We start from the raw sequence: 16917 nt of genomic DNA, 5'->3' as shown, positions 1-16917 counted from the left end.
AGAAAATGTCAAGTGTAAGATGGGTGTGTGAAGTCGTACGGGGAATTCTGCTCGCTCTCGCGGGCGCTGGATGTGGTCGGTGATCGGTGGACGATGCTGGTGGTCCGCGAACTGCTGGTCGGGCCTAGCAGGTATTCGGATTTGCACAAGGCGCTGCCCGGGATCGCTACGAACCTGCTGGCGAGTCGGCTGCGAGCCCTGGAAGAGGCGGGAGTTGTCGCGGCGACCGATGCGCCCGCGCCGGTGTCCGCGCGTGTCTATTCCCTGACCGAATGGGGCCGAGGACTGCAACGCCCCCTGGTCGAACTCGCGCGGTGGGGCGTGCCCCTGATGTCGGCGGGTACCGGCGAGGACCACAGCAGAGGACGGTGGCTGGTATTCGCGATCATGGCGTTGTTTCCGGAGCCGGCCGCGACGCAGGAGGACTCCGGGGTTCCCGCGGTGACGGTACGCATCGATGCCGACGGCGACAGTCTGCTGCTCGTCTCCGACCCGACGGGAGTTCGCGCGTCGGTCACGAGCGCCGGCGAGCCGGCCGAGGTGATCGTGGCGGGTTCATCCGAGGAGGTGTTCCGCACACTCTCCGGCGACCGCACCGAAGGCCCGCACGCCCACGTCACCGGCGACGCCGACGCGCTCCGACGCTTCTTCGCGCTGACCTCATCGGCACTGACCGCCCGGCCGAGAGAGAGCATCTGACGGATCGACGCGGGTCCGGGAAGTCAAGCGGCACGACCGCCGCGACGAACACAACCCGGTTTGGCCTCGTCCGCGACCTGACCGCTCAGCAGGCCGGGCAGATCACCGACGCGATCACCGCGTCCTCGCCATAGATGCTCACGCTGACGAACTCCGTCATGGCAGGTGGTCAAGGCCCAATTCTGCTGAACTCGACGCCGATTTCAGAATCGCGATAACCACACGCCCGTCACCGCCCGTCCGTCGCCGGCGGCGGCGGGCTGATCCTCGTCGACCATCTGCGTCTCGGCGCTCTCGGGCGCGGCAGGTACTGGATTCAGTGCCAGGAACTCCACCAGCGAACTATGGGCACCAACCAAGGGTCCACACCATCCAGCTCGTCCCAACCCGTACGGCGGGATCACTACACCGTGAATGGAAGCGCCTGCCGCCACCGCACTGCCGCGACCAGTGCGTCGATGACGGGCATGAGCGGGGGGAAGTAGTACGGCATGTCCAGCATCACGATCACCTCCTGCGCTGCGTATCGCCGGGAAGAGGCGGATCGGTACAACGCCTTCTCCCCGGAGCGGCCGGGATCCGATGGCGTCGGCAGGAATGGTCGACGCGCAGGCCGTCAAGGGCGCCGACACGGTCGGCACGGACACCCGCGGATGGGACGGCGGGAAACGGGTCAACGGCCGGAAGCGACACGTGGTCACTGACTCGCTGGGCCTGTTGGTGGTCGTGCTGGTGACCGCGGCGAGCGTACAAGACCGCGACGGCGGGCGCCTGGCGTTGTCCCGGGCGAAGACAGTGATGCCGTCGATGGTGTTGGTGTGGGCAGACGGCGGCTACGCCGGACGCCTCGTCGCGTGGGTCGCGGAGCATTGCCGGATGACGCTCGATATCGTGCGGAAACCCAAGGGGAAGGTCGGATTCAGTGTGCTGCCACACCGTTGGCTAATCGAACGGACACTGGCGTGGATCGTGCGTGGCCGTCGACTTGACCACGACTACGAACGCCTCCCGGCGCACTCGGAGGCGATGATCACTCCCCTGGCAGTCGACCCGCGCGGCGTGACACTTTCAGAACACTTTCTAAGACTCAGGCCCATCGCGGTTACGACCGCTGCCAGGAAGAACGACCATCGCCTCGTCCGCGCCATGGACAGTATTCTGCCACTCAATTCGGTCTAAGTATAGATATTATCCGACCAAAGCAGTCAAGGCCGCCCCGCGCGCACTCAGCACCGCTCAACCCCTCCGAAGCGGGATCAAAACACCTCATCCGGGTGACGCACCCATCGTGACCATCCATGAGACTCGAGTCACAGAGCATGAGTACGTAGGGGGTGACCCTCATGCGTCCGGCTCTCTTCAGCCCACCCCAGAGAGAAGGTTGATCATGACGACAGTCGAATCCGCCGACACCACAACAGTTCCCGACGAGATAGGCAGGCAGATCGTCCTCCCCGAGGGACACAGCGACGACGCAAAACTCTACGAGGCGTACCGGTGGCTCCGCGAGAACCAGCCCCTCGGGCAGGCACGGGTAGAGGGGTACGACCCCCTCTGGCTGGTCAGCAAGCACGCCGACCTGATGGAGATCGAGCGACAGCCAGAGATCTTCAGTGCGGGTGGTGGCGAGAACAAGGGCTCGCACAACCCGATTCTCACCAATCAGGCCGGTGACGAGTTCACGAAGACACTCACCGGTGGCAGTCTCCGCATCCTCGACGCGCTGCCCTACCTCGACCCGCCGGAACACACCACGATCAAGGACGTTGCGTTCGACTGGTTCCGCCCGGCGAACCTCAAGAAGTGGGAAGACCGCATTCGCGAGACCGCGCGGGAATCCGTCGCGCGCCTCGTGTCCGGAAAGCAAGACCTGGATGCCGTGCACGAGTTCGCGGTTTTCTTCCCGCTGCACGTCATCATGTCACTCTTCGGTGTTCCCGTGGAAGACGAACCACGCATGATGGCGCTGACGCAGGACCTCTTCGGAGTCGCCGACCCGGACGCGAAGCGCGACGACATCGAAACCCTTTCTCCCGACGCCGCGGCACAGCAGTGGGCGGCGGCAATCGCGGACTTCTACGCGTATTTCGATGTTCTCGTCGAGAACAGGCGCGCCGAACCGCGCGACGATCTAGCCACCCTCATCGCCGTCGCGAAGGACGCGAGCGGGGAGTACTTCCCCAAGACCTTCGCCTACGGATGGTTCGTGGCCATCGCCACCGCCGGCCACGACACCACGGCCAGCACCCTCGCGGGATGCCTGCAACAGCTGGCTGCACGTCCCGACATCCTCGAGCGTGTCCAGGGCGACCTCAGCCTGGTTCCACACCTCGTGAACGAGGCACTGCGGATCGTGTCGCCGGTGAAGCAGTTCACCCGCGTCGCTCTCAGCGACTACGAACTCCGCGGACGCACCATCAAGGCCGGCGACCGCCTGATGCTGCTGTTCCAGTCGGGCAACCGGGATGCCGAAGTCTTCGACAATCCGGACACCTTCGACATCGATCGACGCCCGAACAAGCAGATCGCCTTCGGCTACGGCCCGCACATGTGCATCGGACAGCATCTCGCCAAGCTCGAGATGAAGGTCATGCTCGAGGAGCTGCTGCCCACACTCCGGCGCATCGAGGTGACCGGTGACCCCAAGATGATCCAGACGAACTTCGTCGGCGGACTCCGGCGCCTGCCCGTCCACCTGACGTTCGCCTGACCCGGTGGTGCGCCGAGGCGAGAACCGCTTCGGCGCAACGCCTTCCCGCGAGAAAGCGCCACCACATCATGACGAAAGTTACCTACCATCTGCCCGACGGGACGACCGAGCAGGTCGACGTCCAACTCGGCGAGACGCTCATGAATGCGTCGCTCCGAAACAATCTCCCCGGCATCGTTGCCGAATGGGCCGGCAGTTGCGCGTGCGCGACCTGCCACGTTCATCTCCCGAAGGAGTACACCCACTTCTTCGCCGAACCAACCGACGAGGAGACGGACCTGATCGCATATCTGGATGCGGCGGACGACGATTCCCGCTTGTCCTGCCAGCTCGTCGTCGGTGACTGCGATGCCGAGATCCACGTCCGAGTCGCAGACAGCAGGTGACATGGTGACGACGCAACTACACCGCAGCACGGCGATGAACGTCCGGCATGCCTGCTACCTCGTCGCCGGGATCGCGGCGCTACTCCTGACGTGGCCGTTCGCGTTCGACTGGATCGGCGACGGCGGCAACATCTTGAACCCGGTCGAGTTCTTCGGTGACGGCATCGAACCGGGCGGCACGGCGGCCTTCCTGAGCATCGACATGTTGATCGCGTGGGCGGTCTTCATCGTATGGGTTCTCACCGACACCGTGCGGATCGGGATGGGCCGCAAATGGGGCGTGGTCTTCGTTCTGCTGTCCTACATCGGCGTGTCGATGGCCTTTCCGTTCTATCTCATTGTTCGTGAGCGGTTCCTGGCGAGCCGCGCTCCCGGACAACCGGTGCCGCCGTCGGACGGCCGCGAATCCAGCGCCGCGCAAAGCATGTAGCCGGCCGGCAGGTACACAACACGCGAAGTGCCGTTCACACCACCCGACGAGCCTTCATCCCCTCGAAGACCGGTGCGACGCGAACCACGTCGCCGGTCGTCGGGGCGTGGACCATCTGCCCGTTCCCGACGTAGATCGCGACATGCCCGGGGCCCGCCGGGCCCCAGTTCCCAAACAGCAGATCTCCCGGCATCGCATCCGCGAGCGGAACCTCCACACCGACATTCCACTGCGTCTCGGAGGTGCGGGGAAGGGAAAACCCGGACGTGGCCGCGTGGACGGCATAGGACGTCAGACCGGAGCAGTCGAACCCGCCTGCCGAAGGGCCATTCACGTTACCGCCGCCCCACACGTACGGGAGACCGAGATACCGGACGGCGGCTTCGACGATCTTGCCGCCGATGCCGTCCGCCCCGCCTCCGAAGATCCCGAGAAGCGAGGCATATCGCGACTCGGAAGCGCGGATCTTCGCAACGTAGGGCTTCGTCTGGTTCTCGTAATCTGCTTCACCCGAGGGCATACCGCGATGCAGTCGAACGGCGCCGACGCCCGCGTTGTACCCCGCGATCGTGAGGTCGAGCGTGTCGCCGACCACCTCTCCCTGCGATTTCCACTGCTCGATCTGCTCGTACATGTCGCAGAGAAGGTGGCCCGAGGCCATCACCGAGTCTGCGACGTCGAGGATGTCGGCCTTCCCGTCGCCGTCGGCGTCCTTGCCGTACCTTGCCCAGGTGGCCGGCATGAACTGGCCCGGACCGCGAGCGCCGGACGGCGACACCGGAGCAGTGACACCATAGCGAAAACCGTTCTCCGCGGAGTACAGCGCGGCAAGAACGGGCGCCTTCACGCCGTCGCAGATGGCGCCCGCCTTCTGGAACCACGGAACGAACACGGCGATCGAACCGATAGCCGACGACGTCGCTGCGGAGGGATCGAGCACCGACGGCACCCATTGCGACAGCACACCATCACTCTCTCCCTGCGCAAGTGCATCGTTCGCCGTCGGTGACGGCCACCATGACGGGGAATACGGCTCCGTAGCGACCGGCCCGGAGGACTGGGGACTCACGTTGCCCTCAGGTCGGGGATCTCTGGGAGGCAACGGATCCTGCGGGGGTGCCGGCACCGGCGCGGGAGGTAGATATGGTGCTACCGCGTCCGCAACGGCAACGGCCGCGGCGTCGACAGCTCGACGAGCCGGGTCCTGAACTTCTGGGGGCAGATTCGCAATGGCCTGGTCGATCTGCGCGTCGAACCCCGGTGCGGCCTCTACGATCGACTGAACCTGTTGCGTCGCAATGCCATGCGCGGGCTCTGGCAGATCCGTTCCATGCACGATGCCCCCGATTGCCGCGGCTACCCCGACGATGATCGCCGAAGGATCAACAGACATTCGCTTCCTCCTGAAGTGTGAGCCAGGCCAAAAAACCCCTGAGATGTGACTTGAGTCTCTCGCGCTCGCCTTCGTCACCGCGTCGCACCAGAGGGTGGTTCGGGTACTTCATCGGAGCGACGGTCGGCCATCCCACGATGTGGCCCCGATTTCCCACCTCCCCCCACCGGGGGGGGTGAAGGGGGAGATTGGAGCGAACTTGCCCTTCACCCCTGTTTTTCACCCTTGTGACCTACCTAACATCACCCGTACGGAAGTGATGCCCGCCTACGGGTGAACGCCGAAACAACCTGAATCTAGGAGCAATCGTGCAGATCAGCGCCGCCGTAATCAACGAAGTCTCGGGAGACTTCGCCATCGAGACCGTGTCTCTGAGCGAACCCACGGAACACGAAGTCCTCGTCGAGATCGCCGGCGTCGGTCTCTGCCACACCGACCTGGCCGTCAAAGAGGGGCATCTCCCGTTCCCCCTCCCGGGCGTCGTCGGCCACGAAGGCAGCGGCACGGTCGTGGGAGTCGGATCGGGGGTCACCAAGGTTGCTGAGGGCGACAGGGTCGCCATCAGCTTCAACAGTTGTGGCCAGTGCGCCCACTGTGGCAAGGGCGAGCCTGCCTACTGCCACAATTTCATGGCATTCAACTTCGGGGGCGGGCGCCCGGACGGCAGTTCGGCACTCACCTCGGGAGACACCACGCTCGGCGGCAACTTCTTCGGCCAGTCCTCCCTCGCGACACATGCCATCGCTCACGAGCGCAATGTCGTGAAGGTCGCGGACGACGCCCCTCTCGAACTCGTCGGTCCGCTCGGCTGTGGAATCCAGACCGGCGCGGGCGCGGTGTTGAACTCGCTCGACGTCGCTCCGGGGTCGTCACTGGTCGTCGTCGGAGCCGGTTCGGTCGGCCTGGCGGCAGTGCTCGCTGCCGTGGTCCGCGAGGTCGGCACGATCATCGTCGTCGAGCCTCACGAGTCGCGGCGCGAGCTCGCGCTCTCCCTCGGCGCTACCCACGTGGTCGATCCGGCCAACGGTGCACTCTCCGAGCAGATCCGGGCAATCGTTCCCGACGGCGCCGACTATGCCATCGATACGACCGCCCTACTTCCCGTGCTGGACCAGATCTTGCAGGCACTGGGTGTCCGGGGCTCCCTCGGCCTCATCGGGGTCCCCGCCGACCCGACCGCCACACTCCCGATCGGCATGATGCCGACGCAGCTGTTCGGTCACACGATTCGCGGGATCGTCGAGGGAGATGCCGACCCCGACACGTTCATTCCTCACCTTCTCGATCTCCACCGTCAGGGCAAGTTCCCGTTCGACAAGTTGATCACGACGATGCCTTTCTCCCAGATCAACGAGGCTGTGGCCGTGCAACATCGAGGTGAGGCGGTGAAGGTCGTCCTCGTCCACGAGTGATGACCAACCCTGTTTGCCCGTCGGATGCTCCGGAAACAGTGAGAAAGGCTGGTCGATGTCTGTAGATCTGAAAGCACGCCCGCCGAAGGCGAGTGCTGTCCGGAAGGCCGTCCAGGTCGCGCCGACGGCGGTCGGCGCGTTCTACGCGACGTCGATGGAGACGTTCCGATGCATGTTCAAGCGCCCCTTCCACGCTCGCGAGTTCGTTCAGCAGGCGTGGTTCATCGCCGGTGTGTCGATCATGCCGGCGCTGCTGATGGCGATTCCCTTCTGCATGATGTTCGTCTATCAGATCAACATCCTGCTGGCCGAGATCGGTGCGGTCGACCTCAGTGGCGCCGGCGCCGGCGTCGCGATCATTCGGGAAATCGGCCCGGTTGTCACGGTTCTCGTCGTGGCAGGTGCCGGCTCGACCGCGATCTGCGCCGACCTGGGTTCACGGACGATTCGTGAAGAGATCGACGCGATGAAGGTGCTGGGGATCGATCCGATTCAACGCCTGGTTGTGCCGAGGGTGCTGGCGTCGACTTTGATCGGGATGTTCCTGAACGGCCTCGTTTCGGCGGTCGGCCTGGTGGGCGGATATATCGCGACCGTCTACATGCAGGGTGCGTCGCCGGGCCAGTACGTCACGGCGATCTCGATCCTGACCAAACTGCCCGACTTCCTCGTCAGCGAGGTGAGGGCGGCGGTGTTCGGCCTGCTAGCAGGCCTCGTCGCGTGCCATTTGGGACTCAACGCGAAGGGCGGACCCAAGGGCGTCGGAGACGCAGTGAACCAGACCGTCGTGTTCAGCTTTCTGCTGCTTTTCCTCGCCAACTCGGTTATCACGACTCTCGCGCTGCACTGACAGCGCTCCACCTCAAGCCGCGAAGACGGCTGTCAACGGGAGAATTCTGTGTCGAAAGCTACTCGGGCCACCGGCGCGAGACCCAGGGTTGCCAAGGTCGCGCTCAGCGTGGTCGATGCACCGATCGGCCACATGGAGGAGATGGGGCGACAGCTCCACTTCTACAGCCATGCCGTCACCGCGATTCCACGCACTTTCCGGCGGTACCGGAAGGAAACGCTCCGGCTACTCGCCGAGGTCAGCATGGGCACCGGCGCCCTCGCGGTCATCGGAGGAACTCTCGTCGTCATCTCCCTGCTCACCACCGCCGTCGGATACGAAGTGGGCCAGCAGGGTGCTACCTCGATGGGGCGCATCGGGATCGGCGCGCTGTCCGGATTCATCTCGGCATTCTTCAATACCCGGGAGGCCATTCCGGTCATCGCAGGTATTGCGCTGACGGCGACGGTCGGTGCGGGTTTCACCGCACAACTCGGCGCGATGCGCGTGAGCGAGGAGATCGATGCCATGGAGACCATGTCCATTCCGTCGCTCCCCTACCTGGTGACGACCCGGGTGATGGCCGGGATCATCGCGGTGATTCCGCTGTATGCGGTGGCGTTGTTCGTCGGATACGTCGCCACCCAGCTCGTCACCGAATACCTCGGCGAGGCGAGCGGAACGTACCAGCACTACTTCAACGTATTCCTCGTGCCCAGCGACGTCGCGTGGTCGATGGTGAAGGTCCTCGCGATGTCGGTGGTGGTGATGTGTGTGCACTGCTACCACGGTTACAACGCGAAGGGCGGGCCGGCGGGAGTCGGCGTCGCGGTCGGGCGGGCCGTGCGCACCTCCTTGATCGCGATCATGGTCATCGACCTGCTCATCGGAATCGCCGTCTACGGTGGCTCCGCCGGCGCCGTGAAAGTGGCGGGCTGACATGGGTGGCCATATCGAAGAGCGAAGCCGCCTGGTGTATGTGCTCCTGGGTGTGTGTCTGGTGACGCTGTTCGCGATCGCGACGGCGGTATCCGTCGGCGTCTATCGCGGATCGTTCGCCTCGACCGTCCCGGTGACGTTGTATTCGGCGCGGTCGGGTCTCATGCTCGAACCCGGATCCGATATCAAGATGAGAGACGTCGTCGTCGGCCGGGTCTCGAAGGTGCAGCTGGTGGACGACCAGGCCCAGATCACCATGGACATCGACGAGAGCCGGACGTCGGCGATACCGGAGAACATCACTGCCGTGATCGATCCGACCACGTTGTTCGGCCGCAAGTTCGTCACACTCGTGCAGCCGGAACATCCCTCGGCGACCACTGTGTCGGCGGGCTCGGTAGTCCGGGGCACCGGCGTGGCCACCGAGGTGAACGACCTCCTCGACTCGCTGGTGACGGTGCTGCGCACCGTGGAACCACAGAAGGTCAACGCGACGTTGAGTGCGTTGTCCACGTCGCTGCAGGGCCGCGGCGACCAACTCGGTGACATGATGGTCGAGCTCGACACGTACCTGTCCGAGTTCAACGGCAGTCTTCCCACGTTGCAGCGCGATCTGGTCAAGGGTGCCGAGGTCTCCGAGGTCCTCGCCGACGCCGCTCCGGACCTCCTTCGGACCGTCGACCATGTCAGCACCACCGGTGACACGGTGACCGAGAAGGAGGACCAGTTCAGCGCGTTCCTGCTCAGTTTCAGCAGCTTCGGCAACAGCGGACGAAGTTTCTTCGAGGCCTCCGGTGACCCGTTGGAGAAGTCGTTGGATGCGCTGGAACCGACTACGGCACTGCTCGCGCAGAATGCGCCGATGTATCCGTGCTTCCTCGCGAGCATGGACCAGACCAACAAATATCTCGAACGCACCGTCGGTGGTAGTGATCAGGCCGGGCTGAACATCCTCGGCACCCTGTTGATGGGCGATCCGCCGTATACGTACCCGGAGAACGCGCCGAAGAACGGTGCGGACGGCGCACCGCGGTGTTACGACCTCGCGCAGGCACCCGGGCACACCGATTTCGACGACGGCAGCAAGGCATATCAGCCCGCGCGTGGTGTCGAAGACCTGATCGGCAATCCGTTCGCGCAGTTCATGTTCGGAGGTGGGCGCTGATGACCAAGGCACCCGGAATCAAGTTGCTGATCTTCGTCCTGGTCACCTCGTTGACCGGATTCGGTGTGGCGACGGTGGTGGGCAACATGCGCTTCGGCAGCACCAACACGTATCAGGCCGTCTTCGCCAACGCGTCCGGACTGGGCAACGGCGAGGACGTCAAGGTCGGCGGTGTGCCGATGGGCAAGGTGAAAGGGGTGGAGTTGGCAGCGGACGGCACCGCGGTGGTGTCGTTCTCCCTGTCCACCGAGCGCCCTCTGACGGAGGGGACCACGGCACGGATCAAGTACAAGAACCTGATCGGTGACCGTTACGTGGAGTTGTCGAACGGACCGGGTGCCATCGGTGCGCTCGACGGCCCGATTCCACTCCAGCAGACCACCCCGGCACTCGACCTCGACCAGGTGGTCAACGGGTTCCGGCCCCTCCTGCAGGGGCTCGACCCGGATCAGACCAATCAACTGTCCGCCTCCCTGATCGAGGTACTCAACGGCCAGGAGGCGAGCATCGGGCGTCTGGTGAGTCAGATCGGGTCCTTGAGCAACACGCTGGCGGACCGGGATCAGGCGATCGGTCAAGTGGTGAGCAACTTCAACACCGTCGTCGGGACCGTGAACGATCGCGGTGACCAGTTTTCGACGCTCATCGATCAGCTTCAGCGGCTGGTCGCGGGCATCGACGGTGACCGTGATCTGATCACCAACTCCCTGGTGAACATCGACCACGTCACCGACAGTCTCTCGAGTGTGCTCGACCAGAACCGGCCGGCGATCGCGCAGGACGTCGTCGCATTGGGTGATCTCGCGGGCAACCTCAACGCCAACACCGACACCCTGAACATGGTGCTCTCCACATTGCCCGAGAACTACCGCCTCATCAGCCGCGTCGCGGGCTACGGCAGTTTCGTGAACTTCTTCGTCTGTGGTCTCGCGATCAAGTACGCGTCCGGGCCCGGTCCCGGCGGAGTCACACCGATGTTCAAGGCTCCCGCAGAAAGGTGCCAGTAATGGCTCAGAAATCCTTCCTCGAGCGGGATGCGTTCCGCATGGGCCTGATCGGAACAGCGGTCCTGATCGGGGTCCTGTTCCTTGCGCTCAACTTCAAGTCCATCCCCGGTATCAGCGGGGCCACCACCTACCATGCCGAGTTCGCTGATGCCAGCGGCCTCGCCGTCGGTGACACGACACAAATTGCCGGAGTGAAAGTCGGTGAGGTGAAGAAGCTTTCGATCAGCGACGGAAAGGTCGACGTCGAGTTCGACGTCGACAGTGGCGCGGTCGGGCTCGGTGACGACACCACGGCAGCGATCAAGGTTGAAACTGCTCTCGGTCGGCGGTACGTGGAGATCACTCCCGGGCGTCACGGCGAACTCGCCGACAACGCGACCATCCCCCTGGCACAGACCAGCTCGGGATACGACATCACGCGGGCGCTCGAGGAAGTCACCGACAAGGTGTCCGAGACCGACACCGTCAACCTGTCCGGCGCACTCGAGCAGGTCTCTTCGGTCGAAGACGAGCTTCCGCCGGACCTGCGGTCCTCTCTCGACGGCCTGTCCCGCCTGTCCGCGACGGTATCGAGCCGGGACGAGGAACTGCGTCGGTTGCTCGCGGGTGCGGCCGATGTGTCCAAGATCCTCGCGGATCGGGACGGCCAGGTTTCCGCGCTGTTCGGCCAAGGCCAGTCGCTCTTCGCCGCGCTGAACAACCGGGCGGACACCATCCATCGCGTCCTCGTGCAGTCCCGTCAGGTGGCCGACGCGCTCACCGGGCTGTCCCGCGACAACGCGGCAACACTCGGACCCACTCTCGATCAGATGAAGACTCTGGTGGCCACATTGAACAGCAATTACGACAACATCAACGCATCGCTCACCGGCCTCGAACGGTTCGCGAGGCAGGTCGGTGAGGCGGTGGGCAGCGGACCGTTCTTCGGGGTGCTGCTGCACAACATCGTCCCGGCCAATCTGTCCGGGCAGCTTCCGGGAAGTTTCGGGGGGCCGCGCTGATGGCATCGGTACGCGAAATGGCACGGGAACTGCAGGCAAGGCTGTTCGCCGTGATGATCGCCGTGGCCCTCGTCGGGTTGCTGACGGCCGCCTGGATCGAAAACCACTCCGTCAACCACGTCACGGCCTACTTCCGGAACACCACCGGCATGTACGTCGGAGACCGGGTGATGGTTCTCGGCGTCGAGGTCGGCCGCATCACGACGATCGAACCGGACGGCGAACGCGTCCGGGTGGAGTTCGAGTACGACAACGAGTACGACGTCCCCGCCACCGCGAAGGCGGCGGTCGTCGCCCCGACCCTGGTGACCGGCCGCTACATTCAGCTCGCGCCGGCGTACTCGGGTGGACCGACCCTGTCGGACGGTGACGAGATCCCCCTCGACCGGACCGCCGTACCGGTCGAGTTCGACGAGATCAAGAAGCAGGTGGTCAAACTCAGCGAGGATGCGGGCCGCACCCCGGAGCACCCGGACGGTTCCCTCAATCGCTTCGTGAGCAGCACCGCCCACACCCTGGACGGAACGGGTACCGCACTGCACGATTCCCTCACCCACCTTTCCGACGCCGCCACCACACTGAACGCGAGCGGCGAGGATCTGTTCGGCACCGTCGAGAACCTGCAGAAGTTCACCACCGCCCTCGCTGCCAGCGACCAGCAGATCCGGGCGTTCAGCGGTGAATTGGCCAACGTGTCGGGGCTGCTCAACGCCAACCGGACCGAACTCGACGCACTGCTCAGCAGCATGCTGACCACGTTCCAGGAAGTCACGAAGTTCGTCGAAGACAACCGTGGGGCACTGGTCGAGAATACCGGGCAGCTCGAAACCATCTCCCGGTTGCTCGTCGACCGGCAGGACACCCTGATGTCGATCCTGCACGCCGGACCGACGGCGCTGTCGGACTTCTACAACATCTACGATCCCGACGCCAACTCACTCACGGGCGCCCTCGCCGTGCCCGAGATGCCGGACCCGCGCTCGCTCATCTGCGCGCTCTTGACCACGGTCGACGCACCCGCGAATGAATGCGCGACTGCTGCAGGAGCTTTCGCCGCACCTCTGGCCAATGCTGCCGTGCAACAGGCAACGTCGGCACCCGTAGACAATCGGACTCCACCGGCAGGCGCGCCGCGATCCCCCGGCCCGAGTGATCCCGTCGCCTCCATCACCCAGAGTCTCCAGAATCTCATTCTTCCGGAGGGACCACGATGACGAACTCAATTCGGAGGTCGGCGCTCACCGCGACCATGCTCGTCGGCGTCGTGGCCGCGGCGGCCGGGTGCCGATTCGACGGAATCAATTCGATCGGACTGCCCGGCAACGTAGTCGGAGGTGACGCACACGAGGTGACGGTCGAACTGGCGGACATCCAGAATCTGGTGGGCAACTCGCCGGTGAAGGCCAACAACGTCATCGTCGGGAACATCAGCCACATCACGGGTGACAACTGGGGCGCCAAACTGATACTCGAAATCGATCCCGAGGCGGAGATCCCGGCGAACGTCAGCGCCAAGCTCGCGCAAACCAGCGTGCTCGGCTCCCAGTACCTCGAGCTGACGGTGCCGCCCGGTGTCGAGGCGGTCGGCGCACTCGCCGACGGCGACGTGATCCCCCTCGACCGCACCAGTCAGTACCCGTCCACGGAGGAGGTGCTCTCTGCGCTGGCCCTCGTACTCAACGGAAGTGGTTTGCAACAGATCCGCACCGTGACCTCCGAACTCAATCGTGTTCTGGGTGGCCGCGAGGAATCGTTGCGCAGCCTCTTCGGCAACCTCGAAGAATTCGTTGGCGGTGTCGACCGACAGCGCGACGACATCGTCCGCGCGATCGACGGGCTCGACCGCCTGGGCGCGGAACTCGCCAGCCAGAATCAGACGATCGACCGAGGCATCACCTCGATCCAGCCGGCGATGCAGATCCTGGACGAGCAGCAGAAGCAACTCACGACGATGCTGAACGACGTGGGGCGGTTCGGCGAGATCGCCACCGAGATACTCGAGAGCAGCCGCGAGGATCTCGACGCGAATCTGCGGTCGCTGCAGCCGGTGCTCTCGCAGCTCGCCGCGGCCGGCGATCACCTTCCGGAAGCACTGAAGATCGCGGCGACGGTCCCGTTCCCGGTGACCACCACTCAGCGCGCCATCAAGGGTGACTACATGAATCTCTTCCTCACGCTCGACGTCAGCGCCGAGACGGTAGGCGGCAAGGTTCTCGGCAGCATTCCCCTCGACGAGTTGGCGGGACTGAACCCGGCTCGCCAAGCGGTGAATCCGCTGTTGGCACCCACCGGTGCAACGACATCCGGCGGACCCGCAACGTCCGCACCGAAGAACGGAGCACCGCGCTGATGAGATCGAAACTCGTTCGCTTCCAGCTCATCGTCTTCAGCGTGGTGGCAGTTCTCGCGGTCGGCAACGCTGCGGTCAACTATCTCGGGCTGAAGAGGGTCACCGGGATCGGCATGTACACGATCACGGCGGAGTTCGACCGCGCCGGAGGACTCTATGTGAACTCACTGGTGACGTATCGCGGCGTCGGCGTCGTGAAGTCGATCGACGTCCGCCCCGATCGGGCGGCCGCGGAACTGCAGCTCGATTCGGACTTCGCTGTTCCGGCGAACAGCCAGGCATTCGTCCGCAGCGTCTCGGCCATCGGTGAGCAGTATCTGGACATCGTTCCGGCGTCCTCGGAGGGCCCCTTCCTCGAGGACGGTGACGTGATCACCGAGCAGAACACCGAGATCCCGGTGCCCGCCTCCGAGGTAGTCGACAAGGTGAACGTGCTCCTGTCGGAGCTGCCCAAGGACGATCTCCGGGTCACGGTCGACGAGGCCTACACCGCCTTCAACGGGGCGGGACCGGCCCTGTCGCGGCTCATCGACTCCTCGCGCCCGCTGATTGAACTCGCGCAGGCCAAGATCGGTTCCACCAGAACACTGCTCGATGACGCCGAACCCGTCCTCGAGGCCGGTGCCGACTCCCGCGCCGACATCGCGAGCTTCTCCCGTGATCTGTCCTCGTTCTCCGAGCAGTTGGTGATGAGCGACGCGCAGGTTCGCGGTGTCCTCGACAACGGTTCCCAGTTCTTCGACACGGTCAGCGGCACCCTCGACGACGTCCGCCCCACCGTTCCGCTGCTGCTGGCGAATCTCCAGACCGTGGGTGAGGTGGCACGGGTCAACATCCCCGGGATACAGCAGATCCTGGTGATCTATCCGGCGGTGTCCGCGTCGATCAACTACATGCACCGCGGAGTCCAAACTGACGACCGGGTGTACGGCCAGGGCGCCCTGGACGTCAAACTCGGCAACTCCGCGAACCCGCTCCCCTGCACCGAGGGTTACCAGGAAACGCAGCGCCGCGACCCGAGCGACGTCAGCTCGGCTCCGGCTCCGGAAAATTCCTACTGCAAGCTCCCGCAGGCAGATCCGCGGGTCGCACGTGGCGCACGGAACATCCCGTGCGCGACGAATCCCGCGGTGCGCACCGCCGAGATCGCGAACTGCCCCGGCGGCCTGCCGTCCACCTGGCCGGAAATGCTGGCACGGCCCGGACAACCGTATTCGCCCCCGTCGACCGACACCGGCGCACCGGACACGGGACCGATCGCGAGCCGGCCGGCTCCCGAAGTTCCCGAACCCCTGACCGTCGCGCCGGCTTCGTGGACGCCCCCGCAGGCGATTGTTCCCGACGGCACCACCAGCGTCCCGTATGACCCGATCACCGGGAACTTCCGGGCACCGAACGGCGATCTGTATTCGATCGCCAGCGTTTCTGCACCAAAGCTAGAGGAGGAATTGACATGGCAGGCACTACTGCTCCGGTAGAGGTCGAACCGGACCTCGATCACACCGGAAACGATGCCACGGCCGCGACAGCCGACTCCGAGGTGCGTCAAAGTACCCGAGGGTTCATCGCGACGATGGCGGCAATCGCACTCGTCGCCCTCGCCGCCCTTGTCGTCGGCGGCGTCTCGTGGACGAACCTGCGAGCGGAGCAAGCAGCACAGTCACGAGACGAGCAGATACTGGAGACGGCCCGCCAAGTGGTCGTCAATCTGGTCACGCTGAGGCATCAGAGTGTGGACGAGGACATTCAGCGCGTCGCCGACGGCACCACCGGGCCGTTCCGGGAGCAGTTCACCAGTGCGTCCGGCAGCTTCGGTGACGTGCTGAACCAGGGCCAGGTGGAGTCGACCGGCGAAGTCAAGGAAGCCGGCCTGGTCACGTCCGACGACGAGCATGCCGTCGTCCTCGCCGCCGTGACGTCCACAGTGAAGAACACCGAGGCGCCCAACGGCGAGATCCGCGTCTATCGCATGAAGGTCTCTCTCGATTCGGTGGACGGCAACTGGCTCGTCTCAGATGTGGAGTTCGTAGCATGAGAAACACACTCGCCCGGATACCCGAAGCAGTCGCATCCTGGTCCTCCGCGCGGCGGCGGGCCACCCGATACCTCGCCGTGCTCCTCGCCGGTGGGCTCGTCGCGGCGACCGTCGCCATCGCTCTCCAGGTACACGATCGCCGCCAGATCGACACCGCGGAGGGGCAGGCGCGCGACCGCGCCACCCAACTGGTCGCCGACGTACTCTCCTACGACTTCAACACCGTCGACGCCCACTTCGCCGACATCCTTCCCAGTCTCGGCGGAGACCTGCGCGGCCAGTTCGACAGCGTCGGCAAGGAGGTCATCATCCCGTCGGCGAAACAACGCCAGGTCGTGACCTCGGCGACCGTCGTCGAATCCTCCGTCGTCTCCGCGTCGGAACACGCAGTGACGCTGCTGTTCTTCGTCAACCAGTCGACCACCAGCACCGACAGTGCCGCCCCGAAATTGGACGGAAGCCGCGTCCGCGTCGGCATGACCGAACAGGAGGGTACGTGGGTCATGACGGAAATGATCCCCGTCTGACCAGTTCCCCGAAACATGGGGATCAGTCGATGTT

At 64.6% G+C, this 16917-nt stretch carries 18 protein-coding genes; 16 read left to right on the top strand and 2 right to left on the bottom strand.

All coding sequences use genetic code 11. The annotated features are described in order from the left end of the window. Positions 1–27 precede the first annotated feature (27 nt). A complete protein-coding gene (locus WKC72_RS09480; protein ID WP_037231402.1) occupies positions 28–699 on the top strand; it encodes a helix-turn-helix domain-containing protein in 672 nt (223 codons plus the stop codon). A gap of 203 nt (positions 700–902) precedes the next feature. Here the strand turns inward: WKC72_RS09480 and WKC72_RS09475 are convergent, their stop codons facing one another. Next, a complete protein-coding gene (locus WKC72_RS09475; RefSeq protein WP_370182390.1) occupies positions 903–1034 on the bottom strand; it encodes a hypothetical protein in 132 nt (43 codons plus the stop codon). Between the two features lie 262 nt (positions 1035–1296). On the opposite strand from WKC72_RS09475, the gene WKC72_RS09470 reads away from it, so the two are divergent. The 4 genes from WKC72_RS09470 (at position 1297) to WKC72_RS09455 (ending at position 4225) form a co-directional block, all read left to right on the top strand. After that, the gene (locus tag WKC72_RS09470) at positions 1297–1878 is read left to right on the top strand and encodes a transposase (protein WP_370182389.1); all 582 of its coding nucleotides are present in this window, start codon (positions 1297–1299) and stop codon (positions 1876–1878) included. A gap of 208 nt (positions 1879–2086) precedes the next feature. Further along, positions 2087–3409 (top strand): cytochrome P450, encoded by a 1323-nt coding sequence (locus WKC72_RS09465; RefSeq protein WP_370182388.1) that lies wholly within the window; start codon positions 2087–2089, stop codon positions 3407–3409. Positions 3410–3477: 68 nt separating this feature from the next. Next, positions 3478–3795 (top strand): 2Fe-2S iron-sulfur cluster-binding protein, encoded by a 318-nt coding sequence (locus WKC72_RS09460; protein WP_370182387.1) that lies wholly within the window; start codon positions 3478–3480, stop codon positions 3793–3795. Position 3796: 1 nt separating this feature from the next. Then, a complete protein-coding gene (locus WKC72_RS09455) occupies positions 3797–4225 on the top strand; it encodes a DUF2834 domain-containing protein (protein ID WP_043779306.1) in 429 nt (142 codons plus the stop codon). Positions 4226–4259: 34 nt separating this feature from the next. Here WKC72_RS09455 and WKC72_RS09450 read toward each other — a convergent pair whose 3' ends face one another. Next, entirely contained in the window at positions 4260–5618 is a 1359-nt protein-coding gene (locus WKC72_RS09450; protein ID WP_370184309.1) for an NlpC/P60 family protein, read from the bottom strand. A 308-nt stretch (positions 5619–5926) separates the two neighbouring features. Between WKC72_RS09450 and WKC72_RS09445 the strand changes: the two genes are divergently transcribed. The 11 genes from WKC72_RS09445 to WKC72_RS09395 all read left to right on the top strand — a co-directional run bounded on the left by WKC72_RS09445 (position 5927) and on the right by WKC72_RS09395 (position 16883). Next, the gene (locus WKC72_RS09445) at positions 5927–7030 is read left to right on the top strand and encodes an NAD(P)-dependent alcohol dehydrogenase (RefSeq protein ID WP_280781277.1); all 1104 of its coding nucleotides are present in this window, start codon (positions 5927–5929) and stop codon (positions 7028–7030) included. Positions 7031–7085: 55 nt separating this feature from the next. Further along, positions 7086–7880 carry an MlaE family ABC transporter permease gene (locus tag WKC72_RS09440; protein ID WP_370182386.1) on the top strand — a complete coding sequence of 265 codons (795 nt, stop codon included), beginning with the start codon at positions 7086–7088 and terminating at the stop codon, positions 7878–7880. A gap of 132 nt (positions 7881–8012) precedes the next feature. Continuing rightward, positions 8013–8798, top strand: a complete 786-nt coding sequence (locus tag WKC72_RS09435) for an ABC transporter permease (protein ID WP_237735154.1) — start codon at positions 8013–8015, stop codon at positions 8796–8798. A 1-nt stretch (position 8799) separates the two neighbouring features. Then, complete coding sequence (locus tag WKC72_RS09430; RefSeq protein ID WP_370182385.1) at positions 8800–9963, top strand: MCE family protein; 1164 nt, start codon at positions 8800–8802, stop codon at positions 9961–9963. Further along, a complete protein-coding gene (locus tag WKC72_RS09425) occupies positions 9963–10970 on the top strand; it encodes an MCE family protein (RefSeq protein ID WP_370182384.1) in 1008 nt (335 codons plus the stop codon). The genes WKC72_RS09430 and WKC72_RS09425 overlap by 1 nt, the downstream gene beginning before the upstream one ends. After that, positions 10970–11971, top strand: a complete 1002-nt coding sequence (locus tag WKC72_RS09420) for an MCE family protein (RefSeq protein WP_037231341.1) — start codon at positions 10970–10972, stop codon at positions 11969–11971. Before WKC72_RS09425 ends, WKC72_RS09420 begins: the two co-directional genes overlap by 1 nt. Beyond that, complete coding sequence (locus tag WKC72_RS09415) at positions 11971–13185, top strand: MCE family protein (RefSeq protein ID WP_370182383.1); 1215 nt, start codon at positions 11971–11973, stop codon at positions 13183–13185. The genes WKC72_RS09420 and WKC72_RS09415 overlap by 1 nt, the downstream gene beginning before the upstream one ends. Next, a complete protein-coding gene (locus WKC72_RS09410) occupies positions 13182–14321 on the top strand; it encodes an MCE family protein (protein ID WP_370182382.1) in 1140 nt (379 codons plus the stop codon). Before WKC72_RS09415 ends, WKC72_RS09410 begins: the two co-directional genes overlap by 4 nt. Further along, complete coding sequence (locus tag WKC72_RS09405; protein WP_370182381.1) at positions 14321–15799, top strand: MCE family protein; 1479 nt, start codon at positions 14321–14323, stop codon at positions 15797–15799. Before WKC72_RS09410 ends, WKC72_RS09405 begins: the two co-directional genes overlap by 1 nt. Further along, positions 15775–16356 carry a hypothetical protein gene (locus WKC72_RS09400; RefSeq protein WP_037231334.1) on the top strand — a complete coding sequence of 194 codons (582 nt, stop codon included), beginning with the start codon at positions 15775–15777 and terminating at the stop codon, positions 16354–16356. Before WKC72_RS09405 ends, WKC72_RS09400 begins: the two co-directional genes overlap by 25 nt. Further along, positions 16353–16883: a hypothetical protein gene (locus WKC72_RS09395; RefSeq protein ID WP_370182380.1), complete on the top strand. Its 531-nt coding sequence runs from the start codon at positions 16353–16355 to the stop codon at positions 16881–16883. Before WKC72_RS09400 ends, WKC72_RS09395 begins: the two co-directional genes overlap by 4 nt. The last annotated feature ends 34 nt before the right edge of the window (positions 16884–16917 follow it).

The sequence above is a fragment of the Rhodococcus wratislaviensis genome (assembly GCF_041228765.1).
GTDB classification, from domain to species: Bacteria; Actinomycetota; Actinomycetes; order Mycobacteriales; family Mycobacteriaceae; genus Rhodococcus_F; species Rhodococcus_F wratislaviensis.
This window is presented reverse-complemented; position numbering and strand designations above follow the sequence as displayed.

Bases quoted from the DNA above. Each gene is read 5' to 3' on its own strand.
- WKC72_RS09395 (WP_370182380.1), top strand. From the start codon at position 16,353: ATGAGAAACACACTCGCCCGGATACCCGAAGCAGTCGCATCCTGGTCC.
- WKC72_RS09400 (WP_037231334.1), top strand. From the start codon at position 15,775: ATGGCAGGCACTACTGCTCCGGTAGAGGTCGAACCGGACCTCGATCAC.
- WKC72_RS09455 (WP_043779306.1), top strand. From the start codon at position 3,797: ATGGTGACGACGCAACTACACCGCAGCACGGCGATGAACGTCCGGCAT.
- WKC72_RS09440 (WP_370182386.1), top strand. From the start codon at position 7,086: ATGTCTGTAGATCTGAAAGCACGCCCGCCGAAGGCGAGTGCTGTCCGG.
- WKC72_RS09465 (WP_370182388.1), top strand. From the start codon at position 2,087: ATGACGACAGTCGAATCCGCCGACACCACAACAGTTCCCGACGAGATA.
- WKC72_RS09460 (WP_370182387.1), top strand. From the start codon at position 3,478: ATGACGAAAGTTACCTACCATCTGCCCGACGGGACGACCGAGCAGGTC.
- WKC72_RS09410 (WP_370182382.1), top strand. From the start codon at position 13,182: ATGACGAACTCAATTCGGAGGTCGGCGCTCACCGCGACCATGCTCGTC.
- WKC72_RS09470 (WP_370182389.1), top strand. From the start codon at position 1,297: ATGGTCGACGCGCAGGCCGTCAAGGGCGCCGACACGGTCGGCACGGAC.
- WKC72_RS09435 (WP_237735154.1), top strand. From the start codon at position 8,013: ATGGAGGAGATGGGGCGACAGCTCCACTTCTACAGCCATGCCGTCACC.
- WKC72_RS09415 (WP_370182383.1), top strand. From the start codon at position 11,971: ATGGCATCGGTACGCGAAATGGCACGGGAACTGCAGGCAAGGCTGTTC.
- WKC72_RS09430 (WP_370182385.1), top strand. From the start codon at position 8,800: ATGGGTGGCCATATCGAAGAGCGAAGCCGCCTGGTGTATGTGCTCCTG.
- WKC72_RS09425 (WP_370182384.1), top strand. From the start codon at position 9,963: ATGACCAAGGCACCCGGAATCAAGTTGCTGATCTTCGTCCTGGTCACC.
- WKC72_RS09450 (WP_370184309.1), bottom strand. From the start codon at position 5,618: ATGTCTGTTGATCCTTCGGCGATCATCGTCGGGGTAGCCGCGGCAATC.
- WKC72_RS09405 (WP_370182381.1), top strand. From the start codon at position 14,321: ATGAGATCGAAACTCGTTCGCTTCCAGCTCATCGTCTTCAGCGTGGTG.
- WKC72_RS09420 (WP_037231341.1), top strand. From the start codon at position 10,970: ATGGCTCAGAAATCCTTCCTCGAGCGGGATGCGTTCCGCATGGGCCTG.